The following is a 15,140-nucleotide window of genomic DNA, read 5'->3' on the forward strand; positions in this document are numbered from 1 at the left end:
ACGAAAGGAACGTCATGAAGTACCGCTACCTCGGCAACTCCGGCCTCAAGATCTCGGAGATCACGTACGGCAACTGGCTCACGCACGGCTCCCAGGTCGAGAACGAGGTCGCCAACGACTGCGTCCGCAAGGCCCTCGACGTCGGCATCACGACGTTCGACACGGCGGACGTGTACGCGAACACCGCCGCGGAGAAGGTGCTGGGCAAGGCGCTCAAGGGCGAGCGGCGCGAGTCGCTGGAGATCTTCACCAAGGTGTACTGGCCGACCGGACCCAAGGGCCCCAACGACTCCGGCCTGTCGCGCAAGCACATCACGGAGTCGATCAACGGCTCGCTGAAGCGGCTCAAGACCGACTACGTCGACCTCTACCAGGCGCACCGCTACGACACCGAGACGCCGCTTGAGGAGACGATGCAGGCTTTCGCGGACGTCGTCCGGCAGGGCAAGGCCCTCTACATCGGCGTCAGCGAGTGGACGGCCGACCAGATCCGCGCCGGCCACGCGCTGGCCGCAGATCTCGGCATCCAGCTGATCTCGAGCCAGCCGCAGTACTCGATGCTCTGGCGGGTCATCGAGGGCGAGGTCGTGCCGACGTGCGAGGAACTCGGCATCAGCCAGATCGTGTGGTCGCCGATGGCTCAGGGCGTCCTGTCGGGCAAGTACCGGCCCGGCGAGGATCTGCCGGAGGGCTCGCGGGCCACCGACACGAAGGGCGGCGCCAACACGATCAAGAAGTTCATGACCGACGACATCCTTGAGCGCGTCCAACAGCTCGCGCCGGTGGCGAAGGAGCTCGACCTCTCGATGAGCCAGCTCGCCATCGCGTGGGTGCTGCAGAACGACAACGTCGCCGCCGCCCTGGTGGGCGCGTCGCGTCCCGAACAGGTCGAGGAGAACGTCAAGGCGACCGGCGTGAAGATCCCGGCCGACCTGATGAAGCAGATCGACAAGGCGCTGGGCAACGTGGTCGTCAAGGACCCGAAGGAGACCGCGAAGAACGCCCCCACCGAGCGTCCCAGCTGAGCGGACGGGCGGGACTCCGGGGCCGCCCGGAGTCCCGCGCGCGAGGACGCACCACCTCGCCCGGGGCGGGGCTTCCCGGCTCCTCCTCCCTGAATAACCGCTGTGACAAGGGGCGTCGTACCAAAGATTGGACGTGGAGTCCTCATCTTGTTCGAAGGAGAAGTTCAGTCCGCAGGCTCCTCGGCTGCTCCCCCGGGGCCGTTGGATGGCGTGGAAGTCAATCCCGACCCCTGGAGAAAGCAACCATGACCACGCACTTCCGCGCAGCTCGTTCCCTCCTCGCCCTGGCCGGCGCCGGCCTCATGACCGGCGCCACCCTCCTCGGCGCCTCTCCCGCGCTCGCTGCTCCGGACCAGACGGCCCCCGTCGCGGTCGCCGGGCAGGCCGCGTCCACGACCGTCGTCCGCGGCTACGGCCGGTTCACATTCAACGCGCGTCTGTCGCATCAGGGCGTCAGGTACCACGACCCGATGGTGAGCGACTGGGCGCCCGCGACCTGGAGCACCAATTGCCGCGGCAAGGCGGTCTCGTTCACCTCGCTGAGGTCGCTGCGCGCCAGCCGGGTGATCCAGTCGGTGGCCCCCGAGAATGCCGACACCGAGATGATCCTGGAGTTCACGTCGACCGCCGCCGCCCAGCGCTTCATGGGAGAGCTGGCGTCCGCGGCGAGCCGCTGCGACTACAGCTCCGCCGGCGCCGGCGTGCGCCAGCGCTACACCAGCGGCCGCGTCACCGGCGCCTGGACGCAGGGCCTCGCCGTCCGCAGCTGGGCGCAGGCGCGCACGGCCGGGCGGTGGCACAACACCCCAGGGGCTGACATGCAGCTCTTCGCCCGCAAGGGCAACCGGGTCACGATGGCGAGCGTCGGCGGCGAACTGGTCGGCGATGCGTGGAACGACGTGGTCGTCCGCAAGACCCTGCTCAGCCGGGTCACGTGGTCGGCCAACCGGATGTGAGCGACCGGGGCCAGGCTCCATCCATCCCGACGGCGGCGCGGCCTCACCGTGCCGCCGTCGGGCTTTCGGTCCCCCGGCAGAGGACGTGGCCGAGCCCCCGGGGCCGCTCTGCCCCGAACACCACCTCTGAGAAATCGCTGTGACAAGGAGCGTCACGCCAAGACTGGGCTCCGCATCCTCACGTTCTTCGCAGGAAGATCTCAGCGCCCCGCCCTGGCGCGCACGTCAGCCGTTCCCTTGGATGGTCCCCAGATCGACCCCGATCCACCCGCCCGACCGACCAGATGGGAGCACCACCATGACCGCTCTCCCCGCACCGCCCGCGCAGCCGCCGCCCTCGCCGGCGCCGCCGCCATGGCCGCCACCACCGTCCTGAGCGCCGTCCCCGCCGTCGCCGCTCCCGGCGCCACCGCGCTCGCCACCACCGTCGTCCGAGACGGCTACGGCCGGTTCACCTTCAACGCGCGCCTGTCGCACCAGGGCGTCAAGTACCACAGCCCCGACCAGGAGGACTGGGCGCCCACCACGTGGGGGTTGAGCTGCAAGAAGACCACCCACTCCTTCGCGTCGCTGAAGTCGCTGCGCGCCAGCCGCGTGATCGGCTCGGCCGGGATCGAGAGCGACGACAAGGAGATGATCTTGGAGTTCACGTCGACCGCCGCGGCCACGCGCTTCATGAACGATCTGGCGACCACCTGGCGGAGCTGCGACAACGACTACGAGAGCCGCAACGTGCGGGTCCGCTACGACGATGGCCGCGTGTACGGCCCCTGGACCCAGGGCCTGGCCCTGCGTAACTGGTGGCAGACGCGGCCGTCCGGCCGCTGGCAGAACGTCCCCGGGGGAAGCATGCAGCTCGTCGTCCGCAAGGGCAACCGCGTCACGATGGCCGGAATCGGCGGCGAGTTGGTCGGCGACTCGTGGAACAACGTGGGCGTCCGCAAGACGCTGCTCAGCCGGGTCACCTGGTCCGCGAAGCGGATGTGACGCGCCGCCTCACTCGGCGACGGCCACGCGGACGCGCAGCTCCTCGCTCTCGGAGTGCACCGTCACGACCTCGCCGCCGTGGAGCTGGCGTCCCCGGCGCGTCTCGATGCTGCCGTCGACCTCGACGTCGCCCTCGGCGATGACGTCGCGGGCCTGAGCGCCGGATTCAGCCAGGCCGGCGAGCTTGAGGAACTGGCCCAGCCGGATCGTCCCGGAGACCTCGATGGTCTCGATGTCGTTCATGTTCCCCATCCTGGCACGCAGGGGCATCCGCCCGGCGGACGCCGCGGGCCCCGCACCTGGAAGGCGCGGGGCCCGTCGCTGGTGGTCCGGGGCCGCCGGCGCGGCGGCGTCCGGGGTTCTCAGTAGCCGATCGACTTCAGGTACTCGCGGGAGTCCTTGATGCAGTCGAACGCGTCACGGCCGTAGGTCAGGTCCTGCTCGATGAACAGGTACTCCGCGCCGGCCGCCTCGGCGGCGGGAAGCAGCTTCGGCCAGTTCATGTTGCCCTGGCCGACCTCGGCGAACTGGATGATGTTGACGAACTTGTCGTAGCCCTCCATCACCTTGCCCTCGGCCATCAGGTCGAGCGCCTCCTGCGGCAGGGTCGTCACGCGGTAGTCCTTCACGTGGATGATCTTGCAGACGCCGGAGTAGGCCTCGAGCATGTCGAGCGGGGCCATGCCGCCGCGCTGCACCCAGTGCAGGTCGACCTCGAAGTTCAGCGACGGGGCGACGCGACGGACGACGTCGAAGATGCGCTCCCCGTTCTCGAACTTGTGCAGGTCGACGTGGTGGTTGTGGTAGCACAACGTGATGCCCTCGGCGGCGAGCCGCTGGGCGTGGGGCTCGCACTCCGCGGCCCAGGCCTCGGTGGCCTCCTTCGAGACCATCGCGTCGAACGGCATCATGCCGATGCGGACGAAGCGCGTCCCGAGCCGCTTGCAGTCGGCGACGATCTTGTCGTAGTGCTCTTCGAGATTGTCCCCCGTGGCGGTCGGCCCGGACTTGAGGCTGACGGACAGGGCGCCGACGTCGAGTCCGAGTTCCTTCACGCCGCGCTCCAGCTCCGCGGTGTTCTTCTCGTCCATCGGGATCTGGGACACTTCGACGGCTTTCAGGTCGAGATTCGCCACCCTCTGAAGGACGGCCCACATGCCTTCCTGCTCGACCTTGTCCTTCAGCATCATCATCTGCACGCCAAGCGTGGCCATGGTCAGTTCCTCGCCTCGAACTTGCCCTCTTCGCGAATCCGCTTGTTCAGCTCGGTCATGTAGGTCTCCTCGTCGAAGTTCTCGATCGAGACCTCCTGGCCGGTCCAGCTGGACAGGTGGATGGCGTTGGCCAGGCGCACGCCGTGGATGCCGTCGGCGCCCGGAGCCAGCAGCTCCTCCTCGCCGGCCACGGCCGCGGCGAAGTTGCGCAGGACCTCGCAGTGCTGGCCGCCCCAGACCGACTCGTACTCCTTGGTCTCGGTGGTCATCAGTTCCGACAGGTCGAGCTGGCCGGTGAACAGCTTGCGGACGGACTCCATGTCCATGCTCTTGCTGAGCTCCTGCTCCGGCTCCTTGAGCTTGGTCACGGTGACCTTGGAGGAGTTGTCGACGACGATCTTGCCGGAGTCGCACAGGATCTCCAGGCGGTCGGTGCCCGCGATGTCGTTGGTGCAGGTGATGAAGGTGCCGGTGGCGCCGCCGCCGAAGTCGACGAGGGCGTTGACCTCGTCCTCGACGACCAGGTCACGCTGGAAGCCGTACGCGCACTTGGCGAACACGCTCTTCGGGACGCCGCACATCCACTGCCACAGGTCGAGCTGGTGGGGGGCCTGGTTGACCAGGACGCCGCCGCCCTCGCCGCCCCACGTGGCGCGCCAGTCGGACTGGTCGTAATAGCCCTGCGGGCGCCACCACGTGGTGATGATCCAGCTCGTGTGGCGCAGCTTGCCCAGCTCGCCGGAGTCGAGCATCGCCTTGAGGTCCTTGTACAGCTGGTTGGTGCGCTGGTTGAAGAACACCCCGAACGTCAACTCGGGCTTGGTCGCCGCGAAGTCGATCAGCTCACGGGCCTGCTTGGTGTACACGCCGACCGGCTTCTCCACGAGCGTGTGGACGCCGTGGTCGAGCGCGTAGATGCCCATCTCGGGGTGCAGGTAGTGCGGGACCGTCGTGACGACGGCGTCCACGTCACCTGAGGTGATCATCTCCTTGTAATCGGAGTAGAAGGGGACGCCAAGGCGGTCGGCCTCCGCCTTCTTCTCGTCCAGGACGTCGCAGATCGCGCCGATCTCGACGGTGGGGACCATGCCGCTCTCGATGAAATTGGCGTACATCCCGCCCTCGGCGCCCAGGCCGATGATGCCCAGGCGAAGCTTCTTCTCAGTCATGCCAGCTCCTTTGCGTGCGGAAGATGTCTCAGGCCCCACCCTAGGGAAGCGGACTCACCTTGGGGAGGGGGCGGCGCAACATCGTTGCGCTTCGGCGACGAGCGTGGTATAAGCGCGACGCGACCCGCCGGCCGCGCGGCGTCCCCGGGTGACCGAAGGACGCCGGACGGCCGGCTCTCGTCCCGGCGCGCGGTGCGCGAGTGCCGGGCCGCGGAGATCAGGGAATGGCGTTCTGCGGGGCGTCGAACCCCGACTGCCGGTAGACCTCTTTGAGGATCCGCAGCGACTTCATCGCCTCGTCGGGCGTGATCCAGAACGGCTCGGAGCTGTCCAACTGGTCGTAGAAGTCACGGATCAGCAGCTCGTGGCTGACGCCCCAGTACGACCGGCCGCCGGAGTTGGCGGTGCGCTCGGGGTACTTGTCGCGCGACTGGCCGTCCTTCCAGCGCACCTTTAGGCCCCGCTTCACCACGGCATAGGCGTTACCGAAGTCGGCCTCGATCTCCACCGGCCGGTGCTGCGGGGCGGCCAGCGTCCCGTAGAACGCGGTCGTCCGGCCGTCGGGATGCTCGAGCAGGATCTCCGCGGTGTCCTCGACCTCGCTGACGTCGCCGTAGCGCCGCGACGCCGCGTGCCCGGTCAAGGTGGTGACCCCGCCGAACAACCACTGCACCAGGTCGAGGGTGTGGATCGCCTGGTTGATGAGCAGGCCACCGCCCGCCCGCGCCCACTGGCCGCGCCAGGGCCGCGCCTGGTAGTACGCGGGGCTGCGCATCCACACGACGGACGCGTAGGCCCCGTTGAACTCGCCCAGGTCGCCCGAATCGATGAGCCGGCGCAGCTCGACGCTGGACACGTTGTACCGGTTCTGGAAGCAGATGCCGATCTTGGCGTTCGCACCGGCCGCGGCGTCCACGAGGCGTTGGCCCTCGGCCAGCGTGTGGGCGATGGGCTTCTCCTGAATGACGTTCACCCCGGCCGCCAGCGCGTCGATGGACGCCTGGACGTGCTGGTCGTGCGGCGTGGTGACGTGCACGACGTCGAGCCGCTCCTTGGCGAGGAGTTCCTCGTGCGAGGCGTAGCCCGGGACGCCGTGCTCGCGCTGGGCCGCGGACAGCTGGTGGGGGTCCGTGTCGCACACGGCCACCAGCTCGATGTCCTCGATCGTCTCCAAGGCCTCGAAGTGGACTGCCGCGACGTCGCCGCACCCGATGACGGCGGCTCTCCTCACTGCCATTGAATGCCCTGTTCCTTGAAGATCCCGGTCAGCGCCTCGTAGGCGGTCGTCCACAGGTCGGGGCCGCAGAGGCCGCCGAACGCGTCGAACTGGCCGAGGTGCGGTTCGATCGAGAAGAACCCGTCGTAGCCGGACTCCTTCAGCGCGGCGACCACCTCGCGCACCTGCCCGTCGCCCTGGCCCACCGGAACAACCTCTTCGACGCCGTTCTTCATGCTGCCGGCGACGGCGTCCTTGCAGTGGATGTAGTCGGTGTACTCGCGCACCATCGGGTACGCCTCGTCCAGCGGCTTGACGTGGCACTGCACGTAGTTGGCGGGGTCGAAGATCGCCCGGTAGTGGGGCGAGTCGATCGAGGTGACCAGGTCGACGACGCGGCGCGGGATGTCGCCGTAGATGTCCTTCTCGTTCTCGTGCAGCAGGGTGACGCCGCCGGCCTCGGCCAGCTCGACCATGGCGCGCGTGCGGCGCAGCACTTCGTCGCGGTACTGGTCGGGGTCCTCCCCCTCGGGCATGAAGAAGCTGAACATGCGGATGTAGGGCGCCCCGAGCTCTTTGGCCACCTCGACGCCGTGGCGGGCGCGCTCGAGGTGCGCGTCGAACTCGTCGGTGATCTGGATCTTGCCGAGGTCGGAGCCGACCGAGGAGACTTTCACCCCGGCGTCCGCCAGGAGACGCTTGGCCTCGGCGAGCTGGTCGGGTGTGAGGTCGAGCACCTTGGTCTGCCAGGCGCTCCGGAACTCGACGTAGTGGATGTTCAGCTTGTCGAGCAGGGCCAATTGCTCGCTCAGATCGTGGGAGATTTCATCGGCGAAACCGGCCAAGGTCCACATCGCCAGGCCTTTCTGTCGCAGGAACTTCCGCCTCAGCCTACGGTGGATCCCCCTGTTGCGTCAGCGGGGTTGCGGTTGTTTCCGCGCCAGCGCCCGGGAGGCGAACCAGGCCGTCGCCGCCACCAGCACGACGTTGCGCGCCGCGAGGATCGCGACCGGACGGACGGCGTTTCGCCACAGCAGGTCGTCGTAGTAGACGGGGTAGACGAGCAGGGAGAGCCCCTGCAGCACGGCGATCAACCCCAGCGCGGCCGTCGTCTCCCCCACCCCGAGGCCGGTCGCGCCGGCCCGATGCGCGGCGCCGTCGGCGTCCAACGCGTCCCGCCAGGCCAGACCCAGCATGACGGCCACCGGCGCGGCCAGCCACAGCAGGTACTGCGGGCTCAGCGCGTGCGAGGTCACGATCATCACCGAGACGACGAACAGCCCGGCCCAGGCGGCCTGCGCCGGCGGACAGCCACGACGGAACCAGACGATGAGGATGAGGGCGAACACGACGAGCCCCGCCACCGCGGACGCGTCCGCCAGCCGCAGCAGGCGCGGGACGGTCGGCCCGGCGACCTCGTAGGCGTTCCACGGCGAGTGGAAGACGACGAACGCCGGATCGGTGAGGCGGGCCAGCATCGCCGGGGTGGCGGCGACCGCCTCGATCTGCAGCCCGCGTTTGCCCTGGTACCACAACGGCGAGAACAGCCGGGACCAGCCGCCGTCCGCCACGCTGAGCACGACCAGCACCAGCCCCGTGAGGCCCGTCGACAGCGTCACGGCCAGGCGGCGCCCGCGGCGTCCGAGCGCCAGGGGGAACAGCAGCAGCGGCCACACCTTCACCGCCGTCGCCGCGGCGATCACCGGCCCGGCAGCCACCCACCGGCGGCGCAGAATGAGCAAGAGCGCGACGCCCGCCAGCACGGCGGGGACGATGTCGAGGCGCAGCAGTGCGAGGCGTCCGGACAGCGTGGTGAGCAGCACCCAGCCAGCGACGCCGATCGCGCTGGTGCGGGCGATGAGGAACGCGACGAACAGGGCGTCCACGACGACCACCATCACGAGGAACCAGAATCGATAGCCCTGGTAGCTGCCGTCGCTCAGCCAGTCGGGGATCAGCAGCAGCCACGCGGCCGGCGTCGGGTATTCGGGGAAGATGGCGGACACGCCCCCGCCGGTCTCATGCATCTTCTCGACCTGAAGGAAGAAGTAGTACGTGTCGCTGTACTCGTCGGTACGGAAGACGAAGAACCACACGCTGAACGCCTTGACGACCGCCCACAGCGCAGCCAGGGCGGCGGCGCGGAGCGGTCCTCGAAGCTGGATCACGGGGACCAATTCCATCACATGGAGCCCACCGTGCCCGCCCGGTTTTCTGTCGGGGCCGCCGTCTACGCTGAGCGGCGGAGGTGAGGGATGGACGTCCTGCAGCGGTTCGGGCCCGCCACGCGCGCGTGGTTCGAGACGAGCTTCGCTGCGCCCACCCCCGCCCAGGCCGGCGCGTGGGAGTCCATCTCGTCGGGGCGGCACACGCTCGTCGTGGCCCCCACCGGTTCGGGCAAGACGCTGGCCGCCTTCCTGTGGGCGATCGATCGGCTCGCGTTGGCGCCCGCCGCGAGCCTGGACGACCCGCAGCGGCGCTGCCGCGTCCTCTACATCTCGCCCCTGAAGGCGCTGGCCGTCGACGTGGAGCGCAACCTGCGTTCGCCGCTGGTCGGGGTCGGGCACGCGGCCGTCCGGCTGGGCGGGGAGCGTCCCGACATCACCGTCGCGGTCCGCTCCGGCGACACCCCGGCCGACGAGCGGCGCCGGTTCGTGCGGGCGCCGTCCGACATCCTCATCACGACGCCCGAGTCGCTGTTCCTGATGCTGACGTCGTCGGCGCGCGAGGCGCTGCGCGGCGTCGAGACCGTCATCGTCGACGAGGTGCACGCGGTCGCCGCCACCAAGCGCGGCGCGCATCTCGCCCTGTCGCTCGACCGGCTGGACGCTCTGCTGGACGCCCCCGCGCAACGCATCGGGCTGTCGGCGACCGTTCGCCCGCCCGAGGAGGTGGCCCGTTTCCTCGCCGGCGGACGCCCCGTCACCACCGTCGCGCCGCCCGCGGAGAAGAACTGGGACCTCGAGGTCGTCGTGCCCGTGCCCGACCTCGGCGCGATCGGCGAGCCCACCGACGACCTGTCCGGCCCCGCGGCCGGTGACCCGCGGCGCGCGTCCATCTGGCCGCACGTCGAGGAGCGCATCGCCGACCTCATCGAGACCCACCGCTCCACGCTCGTCTTCGCCAACTCCCGGCGGCTGGCCGAGCGGCTGACGGGGCGCCTCAACGAGATCGGCCTCGAACGGGCCGAGGCCGCGGCCGGGAACGAGGACGAGCCTGGTGAGCGCCCACTCCGACCGCCCGCCGAGGTGATGGGCCAGGCCGGCCAGGGTTCCGGCGCCTCGGCCGTCCTCGCGCGCGCTCACCACGGGTCGGTCTCCCGCGAGCAGCGCGCGGAGACCGAGGAGGCGCTGAAGTCGGGCGCGCTGCCGGCGGTGGTGGCGACGTCGTCGCTGGAACTCGGCATCGACATGGGCGCGGTCGACCTCGTCGTCCAGGTGGAGGCGCCGCCGTCGGTCTCGTCCGGGCTGCAGCGCGTCGGCCGCGCAGGGCACCAGGTGGGGGCCACGTCGCACGGGGTGTTCTTCCCGAAGTTCCGCGGCGACCTCGTGCAGTCGGCGGTGATCGTCGAGCGCATGCGTTCGGGCGCGATCGAGCACCTCAGCGTGCCGGCGAACCCCCTCGACGTGCTCGCCCAGCAGATCGTGGCCATCGTGGCGATGGACGACATCACCGTCGACGATCTCGAGACCCTCGTCCGCCGGTCGGCCCCGTTCGCGACGCTCACCCGAGGCGTCCTGGAGTCGGTGCTGGACATGCTGGCGGGGCGCTACCCGTCCGAGGAGTTCGCGGAGCTGCGCCCCCGCCTGGTCTGGGACCGCGCCTCCGGCCTGCTCACCGGACGCCGCGGCGCGCAGCGCATCGCGGTCACCTCGGGCGGCACGATCCCCGACCGCGGGCTGTTCGGCGTGTTCATCGCCGGCGACGGCCCGGGACGCCGTGTCGGCGAGCTCGACGAGGAGATGGTCTACGAGTCGCGGGTCGGCGACGTCATCACGCTCGGCACCAGCACCTGGCTCATCGAGGACATCACCCACGATCAGGTGCTCGTCTCCCCCGCGCCGGGCCAGCCGGGGCGGTTGCCGTTCTGGAAGGGCGACACCCTGGGGCGTCCGGCCGAGCTGGGCCAGGCGGTGGGCGCCTTCGTCCGGGAGATCGCGGCCCTGTCGCCGCAGAAGGCGTCCGAGCGGCTGGCCGCGGCGGGGCTGGACGAGTGGGCCGGGCAGAACCTCGTCGCCTACCTGGCCGAGCAGCGGGAGGCCGCCGGCCGCGTCCCCACCGACGAGACGATCGTCGTCGAGCGGTTCACCGATGAGCTCGGCGACTGGCGCGTCGTCGTCCACAGCCCCTACGGGGCGCCCGTGCACGCGCCCTGGGCGCTGGCGATCGCGGCCCGGCTGCGGGAGCGCTACGGCGTCGACGTCCAAGCGATGCACGCCGACGACGGCATCGTGCTGCGGCTGCCCGACCTGGGCGACGACGCGGAGGGCGGCGGCCCCGCGCTGGCCGACCTGATGGAGCTGATCTTCCTCGACCCCGACGACGTGCGCGGCATCGTCACCGACGAGATCGGCGGGTCGGCGCTGTTCGCGTCCCGCTTCCGCGAGTGCGCGGGGCGCGCGTTGCTGCTGCCGAAGCGACGTCCCGACAAGCGTCAGGCCTTGTGGCAGCAGCGGCAGCGCTCCGCGCAACTGCTCCAGGTCGCCTCGCAGTACCCGTCGTTCCCCATCGTGCTGGAGGCCGTCCGCGAGTGCCTTCAGGACGTCTTCGACCTGCCCGGCCTGATCGACCTGCTCACCCGGGTGCGCTCCCGGGAGGTGGCCACCGTCGAGGTGCGGACGCCGTCGCCGAGCCCGTTCGCCTCGTCGCTGCTGTTCGGGTACGTCGCCCAATTCCTCTACGAAGGCGACGCGCCGCTGGCCGAGAAGCGCGCCGCGGCCCTCTCCCTCGACCCCGACCTGCTCGCCGAACTCCTCGGCACCTCCGAGGGGCTCAGCCTGCGCGAACTGCTGGACGCCGACGCGCTGCGCCGCACCGAGGCGGAACTGCAACACATCGCCGACGGACGCCGCGCGCGAGACGCCGACGAGGTCACCGACCTCCTGCGCCAGCTCGGCCCGCTCAGCACCGACGATCTGGCGGCCCGCTCGACCGGCTTCGACCCGGCCTGGCTCGGCCGGCTCGTCGAGTCCCGTCGCATCTTCGCCCTCCGGGTGGGCGCCGGCGGCACCGAACGCTGGGCCGCGATCGAGGACGCCGGCCGCCTCCGGGACGCCCTCGGCGTCGCCCTGCCCCCGGGCGTCCCGGACGCGTTCGCCGCGCCCACCGCCGATCCGCTCGGCGACCTGCTGGTGCGCTACGCCCGTACCCACCTCCCCTTCCCCGCCGAGGACGCCGCCGCGTGGCTCGGCCTGGGCCGCGCGATCGTGACCGATGGGCTCCGCCGGCTCGTCGGCGACGGGCGCCTCGTCGAGGGCGAGTTCCTCCCGGACGCCTCCGGCACCGAGTTCTGCGACCCCGGGGTGCTGCGGACGATCCGGCGCCGCTCGGTCGCCGCGCTCCGCGCCGAGGTCGAGCCGGTGCCCGCCGCCGACTTCGCCCGGTTCCTGCCGGCATGGCAGGGCATCGGGGCGTCCGGGCCGCGCGGGGCCGAGGGAGTGCTGCGCGCCGTCGAGCAGCTGGCGGGCGTGGTGCTGCCGGCCTCCGCCGTCGAGTCGCTCGTGCTCCCGGCGCGCGTCCGCGATTACGCGCCCGCCATGCTGGACGAACTGTGCGCGTCCGGGGACGTGGTGTGGCGCGGCCACGGCGCGCTGGCCGGCAACGACGGCTGGGTCTCGCTCTACCCCGCCGACCTGGCCGGGCTCGCGGCCTCCGACGGGTCCCCCGACGGCGAGGTACAGGTCGCACTGGCCGACGCGCTGGCCGACGGCGGCGCGTACTTCTTCGGCCAGCTCGCTAACCGGGTCGGCGACGCGACCGGCCGCGCCACGGCCGACGCGCTCTGGGAACTGGTCTGGAAGGGCCTGGTCACCAACGACACGCTCGCCCCGCTGCGCGCCCGGCTGGGCGGGGGCCGCACCACGCACAAGGTGCGGGCGCCCGCGCCGCGGGGGCGGTACGGCCGCAGCCGCATCACGCTGCCCCGCCAACCCACCGCGGCGGACGCCGTGGGTCGCTGGTCGCTCGTGGCGCCCGACCCGGCGCCCGCCACGCAGCGCATGGTCGTGACGTCCGAGCTGCTGCTGGAGCGCTACGGCGTCCTGACGAGGGGAAGCGTCGCCGCCGAGGAGATCGAGGGCGGCTTCGCCGGGGTCTACCGCGTGCTCAGCGCCGCCGAGGACGCCGGCCGCGTCCGCCGCGGCTACTTCGTCGAGGGGCTCGGCGCGGCGCAGTTCGCCACGGTCGGCGCGATCGACCGGCTGCGCGCGGCCAAGCCCCAGCCGGTCACGGTGCTCGCGGCCGACGACCCCGCCAACCCGTTCGGCGCCGCGCTCCCCTGGCCGGCAACGCCGGTGGAGCAGTCGCACAAGCCGGCCCGCAAGGCGGGCGCGATCGTCGTGACGTCCGACGGCTGGCCGGTGGTCTATCTCGAACGGGGCGGCCGCACCGCGCTGACCTGGAGCGACGACGCGGGCGTCCTCGGCGAGGCGGCGGCCGCGCTCGCGGGGCTGATCAGGTCGGGCCGCCTGCCGGCGCTGACCGTCGAGAAGGTGGACGGCGGGGCCGCGCTCGGCTCGGCGCACCCGCTCGCGGACGCGCTGCTCGCGGCGGGTTTCCACCAGACGCCGAAGGGCGTCCGGTTGCGCCGCTGAGGCGGCTCAGAGCTTCGGGAGCGGAAGGGTGTCGAAGGAGTAGACCGGCGTCCACGGGAAGAGGATCGGCACCCGCAGCACCCACGCGTTGAACTCCGGGTCGTCGCCGTAGCGCTCGCGCTGCTGCGCCTCGAGCCGCTTCGTCGCGCCGAGCATGATGAAGACCAGCGCGAGCAGCCCCAGCACGGCGACGAAGCCCTGGCCGAAGGACGCGATGTACGGCAGGCCGGCGATCAGGTTGCCCAGCCAGAACACGATCTCGCCGAGGTAGTTCGGGCAGCGCACCCAGCCGTAGAGTCCACCGGTGACGACCGCGTCGGGCTCGCGTTCCTTGGCCGCGGACTTCTGCTGGTCGGCCCACGCCTCGAGCGTGCACCCGGCGGCCATGAGCACCAAGCCGACGATCTGGTCCGACGTCCCGATCGGCCCGAGGTCGCGGTCGCTGACGGGCCCGAGCAGCGCCGGGGTGACCATCACCGCGTACAGCACCGACACCAGCACCCAGACCAGCACGCGCACGGACATCGACATGCCGCCGCGCGGGTCCCGCTGCTGGTGGCGGAGGTACGAACTCGTCTGGGCGCGCTCCAGGATGAAGCGCCCCAGCCGCAGCCCCCACACGATCAGCAGCGCGAGATGCACCACCAACAACGGCGTCAGGTTCCGTGCGCACGCGATGAGAATGGTCAGCGCCATCGCCACCACCGCGAATGGATACGCCACGCTGAAGAAGTACACGTCCTTGTAGAACCCGAGCAGGCAGATCACGGCGCTGATCACGATCAGCCACCAGAACAGGTCGGGCAGTCCCAGCAGGCCCACAGCCGCTCCTTTCGCCGCGCTCAGCCTAGGCTCCCCGGCACCGTGCCGTCAGCACGTCGCCGCGTTGGCGAACGGGGCACCGCGGCGTAGCGTCTGTGCCCGAGGAGGGAACCATGCCCGAGGGCGACACCGTCTGGCGGACGGCGCACCGGCTCGACGAGGTCTTCGCCGGGCGCGAACTCGCCCGGTGCGACCTGCGCTGGCCGGACATCGCGACGGTCGACCTCACCGGCGCCCCCACCGTCGAGGTCGTCGCGCGCGGCAAGCACATCCTGCACCGGCTCCTCGTCCCGGCCGCCTCCGGCCCCGACGCTCGGTGGACCATCCACTCCCATCTGCGCATGGACGGCCAGTGGCGCATCGAGCGCGCGGACGCGTCCCGCCGCGACAACGACCCGCAGATCCGCGCGGTGCTGGGCACCGCCGAGTACACCGCCCTCGGCCATCGCCTGGGCATGCTCGACGTGGTCCCGACCGAGAACGAGGACGTCCTGGTCGGTCACCTCGGCCCAGACGTCCTCGGCCCCGACTGGGACGCCGCCGTGGCGGTCGCCCACCTCAAGGCCGACGACGCCGTGATCGGCGCCGCGCTCATCGACCAGCGCAACCTCGCCGGCGTCGGGACCATGTGGTGCGCCGAGTCGCTCTTCGCCGAGCGGATCAACCCGTTCACCCCCGCGGCGGACCTCGACGACGCCGCCCTCACCCGGCTGGTCGAGCGCGCCCGCCGGTTCATCGACGCCAACCGCGCGCACGCGATCCCGTCCAGCACGGGCATCCGCCGTCACGGGCAGACCACCTACGCGCACGGCCGCCGCGGCAAGCCCTGCCGCCGCTGCGGGACACCGATCCGGATGGAGTGGGCGGGCCCGCCCGCCCAGGAGCGGACGATGTACTTCTGCCCGACCTGCCAACCGCGCTGAGCCACCGGCCGACTCT

12 protein-coding genes are annotated in these 15,140 nt (G+C 71.1%); 5 read left to right on the plus strand and 7 right to left on the minus strand.

Annotated features, from left to right (window positions below):
* The first annotated feature begins 14 nt into the window (after positions 1-14).
* From BN1187_RS04400 to BN1187_RS04410, 3 genes are all read left to right on the plus strand, one after another.
* Positions 15-1,025, plus strand: coding sequence for an aldo/keto reductase family protein (locus BN1187_RS04400; RefSeq protein WP_040159078.1), 1,011 nt, complete (start codon positions 15-17; stop codon positions 1,023-1,025).
* 245 nt (positions 1,026-1,270) lie between these two features.
* Positions 1,271-1,981, plus strand: a complete 711-nt coding sequence (locus BN1187_RS04405; RefSeq protein ID WP_040159081.1) for a hypothetical protein — start codon at positions 1,271-1,273, stop codon at positions 1,979-1,981.
* A gap of 354 nt (positions 1,982-2,335) precedes the next feature.
* Positions 2,336-2,968 (plus strand): hypothetical protein, encoded by a 633-nt coding sequence (locus BN1187_RS04410; protein WP_040159083.1) that lies wholly within the window; start codon positions 2,336-2,338, stop codon positions 2,966-2,968.
* 9 nt (positions 2,969-2,977) lie between these two features.
* Here BN1187_RS04410 and BN1187_RS04415 read toward each other — a convergent pair whose 3' ends face one another.
* The 6 genes from BN1187_RS04415 to BN1187_RS04440 all read right to left on the minus strand — a co-directional run bounded on the left by BN1187_RS04415 (position 2,978) and on the right by BN1187_RS04440 (position 8,750).
* Positions 2,978-3,211 carry an RNA-binding S4 domain-containing protein gene (locus BN1187_RS04415; protein WP_040159085.1) on the minus strand — a complete coding sequence of 78 codons (234 nt, stop codon included), beginning with the start codon at positions 3,209-3,211 and terminating at the stop codon, positions 2,978-2,980.
* Between the two features lie 119 nt (positions 3,212-3,330).
* Positions 3,331-4,182 carry a sugar phosphate isomerase/epimerase family protein gene (locus BN1187_RS04420; protein WP_082034493.1) on the minus strand — a complete coding sequence of 284 codons (852 nt, stop codon included), beginning with the start codon at positions 4,180-4,182 and terminating at the stop codon, positions 3,331-3,333.
* 2 nt (positions 4,183-4,184) lie between these two features.
* Positions 4,185-5,351, minus strand: coding sequence for a Gfo/Idh/MocA family protein (locus BN1187_RS04425; RefSeq protein WP_040159088.1), 1,167 nt, complete (start codon positions 5,349-5,351; stop codon positions 4,185-4,187).
* A gap of 217 nt (positions 5,352-5,568) precedes the next feature.
* The gene (locus BN1187_RS04430; RefSeq protein ID WP_040159089.1) at positions 5,569-6,588 is read right to left on the minus strand and encodes a Gfo/Idh/MocA family protein; all 1,020 of its coding nucleotides are present in this window, start codon (positions 6,586-6,588) and stop codon (positions 5,569-5,571) included.
* On the minus strand, positions 6,579-7,421 hold the full coding sequence (locus tag BN1187_RS04435; protein ID WP_040159091.1) for a sugar phosphate isomerase/epimerase family protein: 843 nt from the start codon (positions 7,419-7,421) through the stop codon (positions 6,579-6,581). Before BN1187_RS04435 ends, BN1187_RS04430 begins: the two co-directional genes overlap by 10 nt.
* Before the next feature lie 60 nt (positions 7,422-7,481).
* Positions 7,482-8,750 carry a glycosyltransferase family 87 protein gene (locus tag BN1187_RS04440; RefSeq protein WP_040159092.1) on the minus strand — a complete coding sequence of 423 codons (1,269 nt, stop codon included), beginning with the start codon at positions 8,748-8,750 and terminating at the stop codon, positions 7,482-7,484.
* Positions 8,751-8,822: 72 nt separating this feature from the next.
* Here BN1187_RS04440 and BN1187_RS04445 point away from each other — a divergent pair, with 72 nt between their 5' ends.
* Positions 8,823-13,379, plus strand: a complete 4,557-nt coding sequence (locus tag BN1187_RS04445; protein ID WP_040159093.1) for an ATP-dependent helicase — start codon at positions 8,823-8,825, stop codon at positions 13,377-13,379.
* A 6-nt stretch (positions 13,380-13,385) separates the two neighbouring features.
* On the opposite strand, the gene BN1187_RS04450 is transcribed toward BN1187_RS04445, so the two are convergent.
* Positions 13,386-14,201 carry a DUF1295 domain-containing protein gene (locus tag BN1187_RS04450; RefSeq protein ID WP_040159096.1) on the minus strand — a complete coding sequence of 272 codons (816 nt, stop codon included), beginning with the start codon at positions 14,199-14,201 and terminating at the stop codon, positions 13,386-13,388.
* A gap of 113 nt (positions 14,202-14,314) precedes the next feature.
* On the opposite strand from BN1187_RS04450, the gene BN1187_RS04455 reads away from it, so the two are divergent.
* A complete protein-coding gene (locus BN1187_RS04455) occupies positions 14,315-15,124 on the plus strand; it encodes a DNA-formamidopyrimidine glycosylase family protein (RefSeq protein ID WP_040159104.1) in 810 nt (269 codons plus the stop codon).
* The last annotated feature ends 16 nt before the right edge of the window (positions 15,125-15,140 follow it).

The sequence above is a fragment of the Nigerium massiliense genome (assembly GCF_000826085.1).
Classification (GTDB): domain Bacteria; phylum Actinomycetota; class Actinomycetes; order Propionibacteriales; family Propionibacteriaceae; genus Propioniciclava; species Propioniciclava massiliense.

What these genes read in the sequence shown, in the direction of transcription:
- BN1187_RS04400 (WP_040159078.1), top strand. Translation starts at nt 15, where the DNA reads ATGAAGTACCGCTACCTCGGCAACTCCGGCCTCAAGATCTCGGAGATC.
- BN1187_RS04405 (WP_040159081.1), top strand. Translation starts at nt 1,271, where the DNA reads ATGACCACGCACTTCCGCGCAGCTCGTTCCCTCCTCGCCCTGGCCGGC.
- BN1187_RS04410 (WP_040159083.1), top strand. Translation starts at nt 2,336, where the DNA reads ATGGCCGCCACCACCGTCCTGAGCGCCGTCCCCGCCGTCGCCGCTCCC.
- BN1187_RS04415 (WP_040159085.1), bottom strand. Translation starts at nt 3,211, where the DNA reads ATGAACGACATCGAGACCATCGAGGTCTCCGGGACGATCCGGCTGGGC.
- BN1187_RS04420 (WP_082034493.1), bottom strand. Translation starts at nt 4,182, where the DNA reads ATGGCCACGCTTGGCGTGCAGATGATGATGCTGAAGGACAAGGTCGAG.
- BN1187_RS04425 (WP_040159088.1), bottom strand. Translation starts at nt 5,351, where the DNA reads ATGACTGAGAAGAAGCTTCGCCTGGGCATCATCGGCCTGGGCGCCGAG.
- BN1187_RS04430 (WP_040159089.1), bottom strand. Translation starts at nt 6,588, where the DNA reads ATGGCAGTGAGGAGAGCCGCCGTCATCGGGTGCGGCGACGTCGCGGCA.
- BN1187_RS04435 (WP_040159091.1), bottom strand. Translation starts at nt 7,421, where the DNA reads ATGTGGACCTTGGCCGGTTTCGCCGATGAAATCTCCCACGATCTGAGC.
- BN1187_RS04440 (WP_040159092.1), bottom strand. Translation starts at nt 8,750, where the DNA reads ATGGAATTGGTCCCCGTGATCCAGCTTCGAGGACCGCTCCGCGCCGCC.
- BN1187_RS04445 (WP_040159093.1), top strand. Translation starts at nt 8,823, where the DNA reads ATGGACGTCCTGCAGCGGTTCGGGCCCGCCACGCGCGCGTGGTTCGAG.
- BN1187_RS04455 (WP_040159104.1), top strand. Translation starts at nt 14,315, where the DNA reads ATGCCCGAGGGCGACACCGTCTGGCGGACGGCGCACCGGCTCGACGAG.